Source organism: Cyanobium sp. BA20m-14, from assembly GCF_024346295.1.
The window spans coordinates 1-9,634 of the sequence record NZ_JAGQCR010000118.1; the positions used below are offsets into that span (position 1 = coordinate 1).

Sequence of the window (9,634 nt, forward strand, 5' to 3'; positions counted from 1 at the left end):
TAAAGCCATCCCCGCTGGCGATGGTTATCACGGCTCCAGGCCCGCAGCCGCTGCCCGATCAGCCAGGATCAGCACTTCGCCGCTGGGGCGCACGAGCTTTGCGGGGGTGCGCTCCGGGGCCTCCAGGGGATCGAGCAAACGCCTGAGCGCCTCCACCTTGCCGCTGCCGCTCACTAGGAATATCACCTGCCGAGCCGCCGAGAGGGTCGGTGCGGTGAGGGTTACCCGCGGCAGACCCTTGCCCTCCCCGAGGGTCACATAGCGATCCACCACGAGGGGAGCGGCTGTTCCCGGAAACAAAGAAGCTGTGTGGCCATCGTCGCCGAGGCCCAGGAGCACCAAATCCAGGGCTGGCGGCTCGCCCCCACAGAGATGGTGCAGCAGCTCTGCGTAGGCCTGAGCGCCCTGCTCCGGGGTTGGCAGGTCAGTTGGCACAGCATGCAGGCAAGCATGGCTGCCGGGTTCGGCCGCCATCAGGGTTTCTCGCACCATGCGGGCGTTGCTGGAGGGATCGTCCGCTGGAACCCAGCGCTCATCACCCAACAACACATCCACACGCCCCCAGGGCAGATGCTGCTGGGCCAGATGGCAATAGGCAGCTCGGGGAGTACCACCCCCCGCCAAGGCGATCTGGGCCCGATCCCGCTGCGCCAGCACCAAATCCAACGCCGAGCCGATCGTCTGGGCCGTGCGACGGGCCAGATCTTCAGCCGAGTCGGCCACCACCACCCGATAGCTCGGTGGCGGGGCGGGCGAGGAGGTCATGGGCAAAAGGGCAAGGGGGGATGGGAACCAGTCATTCAGTCAAGCCATTCGGTGTGGAAGCTGCCGGGCTTGTCGGTGCGCTCATAGGTGTGGGAGCCGAAGCAGTCCCGCATCGCCTGCACCAGGTTCTGGGGGAGGCGGCCGCTTCGGTAGCTGTCGATGTAGTCGAGGGTGCTGCTCAGGCAGGGCACGGGTATGCCCGCCAGGGCCGCACCAGCCACCACCTGGCGCAGGCCGGGCAGTCGCCTGTTGATTTGCTCGGCAAACCAGGGATCAAGCACCAGGTTCGCCAGGGTGGGGTTGGCGCTGTAGGCATTTTGAATGCGTTGCAGCAATCGGGCCCGAATGATGCAACCTCCCTTCCAGATCTGGCCGATCGCCGAGAAATTGAGGTTGTAATCGTGCAGCTTTGAAGCTTCCTGCAGCAGGGCCATGCCCTGGCCGTAGCTGACGATGCAGGCTGCGATGCAAGCATCGCGCAGGGGGGCCATGCCATCGGCCGGCTCACCGAGGGAAAAGGAATGGGCTGGGGGCGCGGGCAGCAGGGCTTCAGCGGCAAGCCGTTCGGGGCGCAGGGAGCTCAACACCCTGGCATTGAGAGCTGCGTAGATGGTCGGTACGGGCACCCCCATCTCCAGGGCGCTGACCACGGTCCAAAGGCCCGTGCCTTTCTGGCCGGCCGCATCCACGATCGCCTCGACCAGATCGGCGCCGGTCTCCGGATCCTTGGTGCGCAGGCAGACTTCGGTGATCTCCACCAGGAAGGAGGCGAGTTCTTCGGTCTCATTCCAGCCAGCCAACACATCGGCCATCTGGTCGCCGTTCATGCCGGCGATCCGCTTCATCAAGTCGTAGGCCTCAGCCAGGATCTGCTCGATGCCGTATTCGATACCGTTGTGAACGGTCTTGACGAAATGGCCGGCACCGCCGGGGCCTATGTAGGTGACACAGGGCCCATCACTTACCTGGGCGGCCATCTTGCGCACCAGGGGTTCAATGGCGTCGTAGGCGGCCCTGGTGCCACCGGGCATCATGCTTGGCCCTTCAAGGGCCCCTTTGGCTCCGCCGGATACACCCATGCCGATGTAGCCGAAGCTTTTGCGTTCCAGCTCCGCCACCCGACGTTCCGTATCGGCATAGAGGGAATTGCCCCCGTCGATAAGCAGGTCCCCTTCTTCCAGGTAGGGGGAGATCGCATCAATGGTGTCGTCAACGGGCTGGCCGGCCTTGACCATCATCAGGATCCGCCGCGGGCGCTCCAGTGCCCCCACAAAGTCCTGCAGGGTCGCTGCGCCGACGATGTCCTTGCCGGCACCTCGACCAGCCAGGAAATCTTCCGTTTTGGCGTAGGTGCGGTTGTAGACGACCGAGGAGTAACCGTTGCGCTCGGCATTGAGCACTAGGTTTTCACCCATTACCCCGAGCCCGATCAGGCCGAAATGCGCCTTGCCCATGGCTGAAACTGAAACCGTTTGCGCCTCAGTGTGGCTAGGGGCGGCCTGGGGCCTGATGTTCCGTCACAACTTGGTGGCAACCTTGTCAGCAACCCCTGGCATGGGACAGGATCGGCCTACTGGTTCGGGGCCCTAAATGACGGTGCCATCGGCAATTGAGCCATTTTTCTCAACCACCACGATGCCGTTGCGGATGTAGAAGCTGAGCTCCGGCCGATCGGCCTCCTCCAGGTGGTCCTTGTTGACGATCGTCACATTATTGCCTATGCGCACGTTCTTGTCGAGGATGGCCCGCTTCACCGTGGTGCCCTTGCCCACCCCCACGGGTATCCCTCCCTGTTGACGCAAGGCGAGCCGTTGCTCAGCGGATTCGAAATAGTCCGCTCCCAGCAACAGGGTGTCTTGAAGCACCACCTCGTCCTCTACCCGGGAGCGAACACCCAGCACGCAGTGGTGAATACTGCAGGCCTTAAGCAGGGAACCCTCGCCGATGATCGAGGCAGTTACTTGGGCATCCTGGAGCTTGCTGGGTGGTAGGTAGCGGGGGCGTGTGTAAATCGGGAACTGCTCATCGTAGAAGGAAAATGCCGGGTTGGGCTGGTCGGTGAGGGCAAGATTGGCCTCATAAAAGGCACCGATAGTACCAATATCTTCCCAGTAGTCATCAAACAAGTAGCTCTGGAGCCGGTCACCACGCTTTAACGAAGCCGGAATAATTTCCTTGCCAAAATCCGTCGAGGAAGGATGATTATTCAACAGATCAAACATCGTCTCGCGGCTGAACACATAAATACCCATCGAGGCCAGATAGGGCCGCTTGAGTGCCTCCTCGGCGGAGAGGCCCAGGGCCTGGGTATCGACTCGCATCTGGGCCAGATCTTCACCCTTTGGCTTTTCCCTGAATTCCTGGATGCGTCCATCAGCGCTGGTGCGCATCAACCCGAATCCTTCTGCCTGGGCGGCATCCACTGGCAAGGCGCCCACGGTCAGCTGGGCGCCGGTATCTATGTGGTGCTGGACGAAGCGGCCGTAGTCCATCCGGTAGAGCTGATCCCCAGAGAGGATCAGGTAGTGGTCCACGTCCCATTCATGGAAGAGGGACTGGTACTTCCTGACGGCATCGGCGGTGCCTTCAAACCAGCTGGGGCTATCCGGGGTTTGTTGGGCCGCCAGAACTTCAACAAACCCCTGGCCGAACCCGGCCGAAAGGTTGTAGCTCATCGTCAGGTGACGGTTGAGCGAGGCGCTGTTGAACTGGGTTAACACATAAATTTTATTAATTTCTGAGTTAATGCAATTGCTGATGGGAATATCGATCAGTCGATACTTACCTGCCAGCGGCACAGCTGGCTTGGCGCGCATTTTGGTGAGCGGAAAGAGGCGGGTTCCAGCGCCGCCACCGAGAATGATCGCCAGTACACGCTTCATAAACCTTGCTGCCGGCGGGTCTTGGGGCTGACCGTACTGGAGCAGCTGGCCCGAGGGCGAGCCTTTTGGTCAGCGGTGGCACGAACTGTTGCAGAGGCGACCGAACCAGCCAAGCCGGCAGGGGAAACGGCCCAGCTCAGGGCTCGGGGGGATGGTCATTGAGCTCAAAGAGCTCGCGCAGCACCCGCATCGCACTGTGCCGTTGCTGGCGCGGCTGGGGCGCCCGCAGGTTGGTCACGGGGGTATGGAGGATCTTGTTGATGATTCCCTTGCTCAAAGCCTCCACCACTTTGCGTTCCCGAACCGAGAGGTCTGGGCCCATGCGGCTCAGGGCTTTCTGAAGTTCCTGCTCGCGGATGTCCTCCAGCTGGCGTCTCAGCCGGTTCACAACGGGCACCGCCTCCAGGCCATCCCACCATTCCAGAAACAGCTTGGCCTCCTGCTCCAGCAGTACCTCTGCTTCAGCGGCCATCTCCCTGCGGGCTTCCTGGTTGCGGTTGACAACCTCCTGCAGATCATCCACGTCAAAGGACTGGACGCCCGCCAGTGCCGAGGTGTCAGCGGCGATATTGCGAGGCACACCGATGTCGATCAGCATCAGGCTGGATCGTCTGTTCAGGCCGCCAAGCCTGGCTGCCGAGATGATTGGGGTTTCGGCGGCGGTGCTTGTGAACACCAGTGAACAGGTGCTCAGGCAGTGATCCAGGTCATCGAGGGGCCGGCACTGAACAGGTAGGGCCGGGAGATCAGCGGCCAGTAGCTCTGCCCTGGCGACCGTGCGGTTGAGCAGGACCACCCCACGGCAACCCTTGGCCTGGAGGTGCTGTAGCAACAGGCGGGCCATCCGGCCAGCTCCCACCACCGCCACCTGCTCCTGGTCCAGGGGCACAAGTTCATCGATACCGCGGGCCTGACCAAGCTTGAGTTGGGCAAGTTCCACCGCTGCGGAGCTGATCGACACCGCTCCGGTGCCCAGGTTTGTTTCCGTGCGAACCCGTTTGCCACTGCTCACCGCCTGGTTCAGCAGGCGATTGAGAATGGGGCCAACGGAATGGTGCTCCTGGCCCAGGCGCACCATCTTCTTTACCTGGGCAAGGATCTGTCCTTCACCCAGCACCAAGGAGTCCAGTCCCGCCGAGACCCGCAACAAGTGGGCGATCGCCTCCTCGTGATGGAAGGTAAAGAGGTGGGGAACGAGCTGGTCAACGGCCAGGCCCGAGTGCTGGCTCAGGAACGAACCGATCGAGGCGATGCCCTGCTCGGGGTTCCTGAGCAGGGTGTAGATCTCCAGCCGGTTGCAGGTGCTGAGGATTGAGGCCTCAAGCACCTGGTCGTCAGCCTTAAGCAGTTGGAGCGAAGCCTCCATGCTCTGCTCCGGGATGCTGAGACGCTCCCGGATCTCCACTGGGGCCGTGCGATGACTGAGGCCTACGACGGCAATGTGCATGAAGGCTGGCGGCTGTACTCGGTTGGCGTAGGTGTCAGCTCAGGGCGATGTTTGTGGCACCTGGCTTGATGTGGATGGTGTTGGTGAAGCGGGCGGAGTTGTCGAGGGTGCTGATCACCAGGGAGCTGGTGCGGGTGCAATCCTTCTCAAACTTAACTCCATGGAAGAGCAGGCCGTCAGTGATGCCACTTCCGGCAAACACGACATTTTCCCCGGAAGCAAGTTCCTCGGCTTCATAGATTTTATCGACATCCGTGATCCCCATTTCATTGAGGCGGGCGATATTTCCCTCCTTGGTGTAATCGGCCCATTCAGAGGTTTGGGCGACGGCGGGGTCATAGACCAGCTGCCCCTGGAAGTGGCCACCGAGGGCACGCATGGCGGCCGCAGAAATTACCCCTTCGGGGGCTGCCCCAATACCCATCAGGCAGTGGGTACCGGTGCCGGCGAAGCCACAGGCAATGGCGGCCTGCACGTCCCCATCGGAGATCGGCTGCACCCGGGCACCTGTGGACCTGATCTCGGCAATCAGGTCCTTGTGGCGGGCCCTTTCCATCACCACGATCGTGAGCTCGCTGGCGGCCAGACCTAGGCACTGGCTGAGGATGGCGATGTTCTCAGTAGCAGACTTGCGGATATCAACTTTGCCCTTGGCTGCCGGCGGAGCTGCCAATTTCTTCATGTAAAAGTCAGGGGCATTGAAAAGCCCACCCCGATCGGAGGCAGCCAGCACAGCCATCGATCCCCGCTGGCTGTTGGCGCAGAGATTGGTGCCCTCGCAGGGATCCACCGCAAAGTCGACCCCAGGGCCAGTGCCGCTGCCGACCTCCTCTCCTATGTAGAGCATGGGGGCCTCATCGCGCTCTCCCTCGCCGATGACGATGCGGCCCTGCATTTGGATCTGGCCCATGCGCGTGCGCATGGCCTCCACAGCAGCTGCATCGGCTTCATCTTTCTTGCCCAAGCCGGTCAGCTCGGCTGAGGCGATGGCGGCTTGCTCAACGACCTCGAGAATTTCCTGGATGAGGGTGCGATCCACGGTGATCCGGCAGGGGAATGGGCTTCAGGGAGTGGCTAGGGCCGGGCAGGAGAGGGGAGCAGAGTCCTGCTGCTGCCGGGCCTTTCAGTCTTGAAGCGGCCGCAACTGTATCAGTGCCGATGGCCCTCCCAGCAACTACCTACAATTAAACCCGCCGCACAGTCACTCCAGCATGAGCACCAAGCCCCTGGTGATCTCTCCATCGATCCTCTCCGCAGATTTCTCCCGTCTTGGCGCAGACGTGCGTGCCGTCGACGAAGCAGGCGCTGACTGGATTCACGTAGACGTAATGGATGGCCGCTTCGTGCCCAACATCACGATCGGTCCCCTGATCGTGAAGGCCCTGCGACCGGTTACCAGCAAGACCCTCGACGTGCACCTGATGATCGTGGAGCCGGAGAACTACGTCGCCGACTTCGCCAATGCCGGCGCCGACATCATTTCCGTGCAGGTGGAGGCCTGTCCCCACCTGCACCGCAACCTGGCCCAGATCAAGGATCTCGGCAAACTGGCCGGTGCCGTGCTCAACCCCAGCACACCCCTGGACAGCCTCGAGTATTGCCTGGAGCTGTGTGATCTGGTGTTGATCATGAGCGTCAACCCGGGCTTTGGCGGTCAGAGCTTTATCGAGAACCAGGTTCAGAAAATCCGCTCCCTACGCCGGATGTGCGATGAACGGGGTCTGGACCCCTGGATCGAGGTGGATGGGGGCATCAAGGCGGAAAATGCCTGGAAGGTGATCGAGGCCGGAGCCAACGCGATCGTGAGCGGTTCGGGGATCTTCAACCAGCCGGACTATGGGGCCGCTATCACCGGCATTCGCAACAGCAAGCGCCCCAGCGCCGTAGTGGCATAGGAGGCATGGCTGCTAGCTTAGAGCTCGTAGCTAGCGGCTCTTAGCTGTCAAAAAACCATCCGTAGCTGTGCAGACCGATACCCAATAGGTTGACGCCGATATAGCAAACCGCAATCACCACCAAGCCTGCCGCTGCAACAAGCGCAGGCTTGCGGCCCTGCCAGCCGCGAATCAGGCGGGTGTGGAGGTAGGCCGCGTATACGAGCCAGCAAATAAGGGCCCAGGTTTCCTTGGGATCCCAGCTCCACCAGCTACCCCATGCCTCATTTGCCCACACCGCCCCACTTACCAACCCAACTGAAAGCAACAGGAACCCCACGGTGATAGTGCGGTAACTGAGGGAATCAAGTTGCTCTACTACCGGCATGGCCACACTGCTTAGCTGGAGTGGGGCCACCCCAGAACCACTGCCGTCGGCTGCTGTGACCAGCGTGGCCTGGCGATAGCCACCGCTGCCAATGGAACTGCTGCGCAGCTCGAGACTGTTGCCACGATCTGTGAAAAGCACCGCCAGCGACAACAGGGATCCCACCAGCAAAGCCGCGTAGCTGACCATGATCACGCTGACGTGCATGACCAACCAGCTGGAGCGCAGCGCCGGAACCAAGGGAGAGGCCTCCTGCAGCCGATCCGGCAGGGCAAAACTGGCAAAAGCCACACAGCCAAGGGCCATTGGGGTCGCTGCGGCAGGCACCAAAGGGGAAGGCCAGTTTCGTTCCACAAGTAGCTGGGTCAGGGTGCAGGCCCAGGCCAGAAAACAGAGGGACTCATAGAGGTTGCTGATCGGGAAATGGCCCGAATCCCACCAACGCAGCACCAGCTGGGCCGTCAAGCAGAGGTTGGCTGCAGCTACGAGCAGGCGGACCGCCTTGCTGGAGTGGCCACCGCTCAAGGCCCAGAAGGCCAGGGGCAATACCAACAGCAACATGGCAAAGGCTGCAAGGCCTAGGGCAATGACAGGATCCGGCAGCATTAGCGACAATTCAGCGTTCTGACAGCTTAATTGAAACCAGGACCAGCTAGAGGCAATTGGCTCATACAATAATTAAAAAAAGATGCCATGTTGCATGATGTCTAAGAAAGTCACGGTGAGGGCTTAGACGTCAACCGCGCAGCGAGATCGAAAAACCCGAAGACAGGTAGACAATACTTGATGCCTATCGACTGGAGCGATATAGAATAAATGATCCCGTGCCCAGCCCTAATAAAACAGGTGACCACGCAGCAACAAATGGGGGCAAAAAGCCGTTGACGCCGATCATACTGAAGATATAGGCACCGAGGTAGTAAACAAAAAGGAAAATCACCGTCATACCAAAGCCCTTGCTGCTGCTCTGCCGAGAAGTTGGTCGGCTGCCAAGGGTGGAGCCCAGCAAGCCAAAAACGAGACAGACGGCGGGGAAAGAAAATTTCTCCTGGATTCGCACCTGGAATTTGCGAGCCCGCTTTGTCTGTCCAGACTCCCTGAGCAGGCGCTCTGCAGTCATTGCTTGACCGACGGTGAGGGTATTGGAGAAAACATCAAAATCCTTAGGTAGCTTCGCGGCTTGGATAGGCTCCATGCCGAGCTTAAAAACATATTTCTCAAAAGCTCCTGTTGTTAACTGCTTATCCTTACCTGAGGGCAATACAGATATAACTCCATCCCTGAATTCCCAGCTGCCCTCGCTCTCAAGCCAACTTCCCGATTGGGCCTGCAGTAAAATTTGACGGTTGGTATCAGCGAAATCGAGAACGGTAATCCCGGACATGTTTCCTTCCTTGTACTCCCGGGCAGCAAAAAAGGTAGTGAGCCCCCTAGAGGCCGGAGCCTCACCATTTTTGATCTCTCCAAACTTAGAGTAAGTTATATTTTCAGCAGACTGGCCAATGATGGCCCTACCAAGGGAGCGGTCAAGCAGGGCCTTGGACTGGTACATAGTATTGGGTACAACCCACTCATTAAATGTCAAGGTCAAAAGCATCATGACTAATGCCAACGAAACCCCAGGCACCACCATGCGCCATTCCGATACCCCAACACTTCGCAAAGCGGTGAGCTCACTAGTTGAAGCTAGTTTGCCATAGCTAAGCAGGGCGGCCATTAAAGTAGCCATCGGAAAAGAAATAACCATAAAAGACGGAAGCTGGAGCAAAAGTATCTTTACGACATCACTAAGCGGTACTGAGGTTTCCGAAATGCGACGTAGAATCTCAAAAACAGCGCCCACCGAGAAACTTACGGCAGTGAATGCGCCGATACCAAACAATAGGGGGGGGATAAGTTCGGACAAAATCCACCGATCCAATATTGGGAACCTTGCCCATTGACGGCAAATTATTTTTGGAATTGAGGGAATCTTCAAATTTTAAAATCCTCACCTAGGTAGTGGCGGCGCACGAGGGGATCAGCCGCAATGGAGTGGGATGTGCCGGAAGCTAATATACGACCCTCAGAAAGAATATAGGCGCGATCAGTGATCGCCAAGGTTTCTCTGACATTATGATCGGTAATCAGCAATCCCATCCCACGAGAGCGCAACTGCTGAATTAAGCTTTGCAGATCTCCAACAGCAATTGGATCAACCCCAGCGAAGGGTTCATCCAACAGCAGGTAGCGCGGGCCCACCTCCCCGACGGCCAGAGCTCGGGCAACCTCACAGCGT

At 59.5% G+C, this 9,634-nt stretch carries 8 protein-coding genes and 1 pseudogene; 1 reads left to right on the plus strand and 8 read right to left on the minus strand.

Translation table 11 applies throughout. From position 1 onward, the window contains the following. Positions 1-27 precede the first annotated feature (27 nt). The 5 genes from pgl to glpX all read right to left on the minus strand — a co-directional run bounded on the left by pgl (position 28) and on the right by glpX (position 6,133). A complete protein-coding gene (gene pgl / locus KBZ07_RS11530; RefSeq protein WP_254931751.1) occupies positions 28-765 on the minus strand; it encodes a 6-phosphogluconolactonase in 738 nt (245 codons plus the stop codon). A 35-nt stretch (positions 766-800) separates the two neighbouring features. Beyond that, positions 801-2,219: an NADP-dependent phosphogluconate dehydrogenase gene (gene gndA, locus KBZ07_RS11535; RefSeq protein WP_254931752.1), complete on the minus strand. Its 1,419-nt coding sequence runs from the start codon at positions 2,217-2,219 to the stop codon at positions 801-803. 132 nt (positions 2,220-2,351) lie between these two features. After that, the gene (locus KBZ07_RS11540; protein ID WP_254931753.1) at positions 2,352-3,647 is read right to left on the minus strand and encodes a glucose-1-phosphate adenylyltransferase; all 1,296 of its coding nucleotides are present in this window, start codon (positions 3,645-3,647) and stop codon (positions 2,352-2,354) included. 136 nt (positions 3,648-3,783) lie between these two features. Next, the gene (locus tag KBZ07_RS11545) at positions 3,784-5,094 is read right to left on the minus strand and encodes a glutamyl-tRNA reductase (protein WP_254931754.1); all 1,311 of its coding nucleotides are present in this window, start codon (positions 5,092-5,094) and stop codon (positions 3,784-3,786) included. Positions 5,095-5,128: 34 nt separating this feature from the next. Continuing rightward, positions 5,129-6,133 carry a class II fructose-bisphosphatase gene (gene glpX, locus KBZ07_RS11550; RefSeq protein WP_254931755.1) on the minus strand — a complete coding sequence of 335 codons (1,005 nt, stop codon included), beginning with the start codon at positions 6,131-6,133 and terminating at the stop codon, positions 5,129-5,131. A gap of 172 nt (positions 6,134-6,305) precedes the next feature. Between glpX and rpe the strand changes: the two genes are divergently transcribed. Next, on the plus strand, positions 6,306-6,989 hold the full coding sequence (gene rpe, locus KBZ07_RS11555; protein WP_254931756.1) for a ribulose-phosphate 3-epimerase: 684 nt from the start codon (positions 6,306-6,308) through the stop codon (positions 6,987-6,989). A gap of 40 nt (positions 6,990-7,029) precedes the next feature. On the opposite strand, the gene ccsB is transcribed toward rpe, so the two are convergent. From ccsB to KBZ07_RS11570, 3 genes and pseudogenes are all read right to left on the minus strand, one after another. Beyond that, entirely contained in the window at positions 7,030-7,962 is a 933-nt protein-coding gene (ccsB, locus tag KBZ07_RS11560; protein WP_254931757.1) for a c-type cytochrome biogenesis protein CcsB, read from the minus strand. 184 nt (positions 7,963-8,146) lie between these two features. Next, positions 8,147-9,334, minus strand: coding sequence for an LptF/LptG family permease (locus KBZ07_RS11565; RefSeq protein ID WP_254931758.1), 1,188 nt, complete (start codon positions 9,332-9,334; stop codon positions 8,147-8,149). After that, positions 9,331-9,634 (minus strand): annotated as a pseudogene (locus tag KBZ07_RS11570) (ABC transporter ATP-binding protein); the annotation flags it as partial. The pseudogene KBZ07_RS11570 and the gene KBZ07_RS11565, both read right to left, overlap by 4 nt.

Coding starts and splice junctions, on each gene's coding strand:
- pgl (WP_254931751.1), bottom strand. CDS start 765: ATGACCTCCTCGCCCGCCCCGCCACCGAGCTATCGGGTGGTGGTGGCC.
- gndA (WP_254931752.1), bottom strand. CDS start 2,219: ATGGGCAAGGCGCATTTCGGCCTGATCGGGCTCGGGGTAATGGGTGAA.
- KBZ07_RS11540 (WP_254931753.1), bottom strand. CDS start 3,647: ATGAAGCGTGTACTGGCGATCATTCTCGGTGGCGGCGCTGGAACCCGC.
- KBZ07_RS11545 (WP_254931754.1), bottom strand. CDS start 5,094: ATGCACATTGCCGTCGTAGGCCTCAGTCATCGCACGGCCCCAGTGGAG.
- rpe (WP_254931756.1), top strand. CDS start 6,306: ATGAGCACCAAGCCCCTGGTGATCTCTCCATCGATCCTCTCCGCAGAT.
- ccsB (WP_254931757.1), bottom strand. CDS start 7,962: ATGCTGCCGGATCCTGTCATTGCCCTAGGCCTTGCAGCCTTTGCCATG.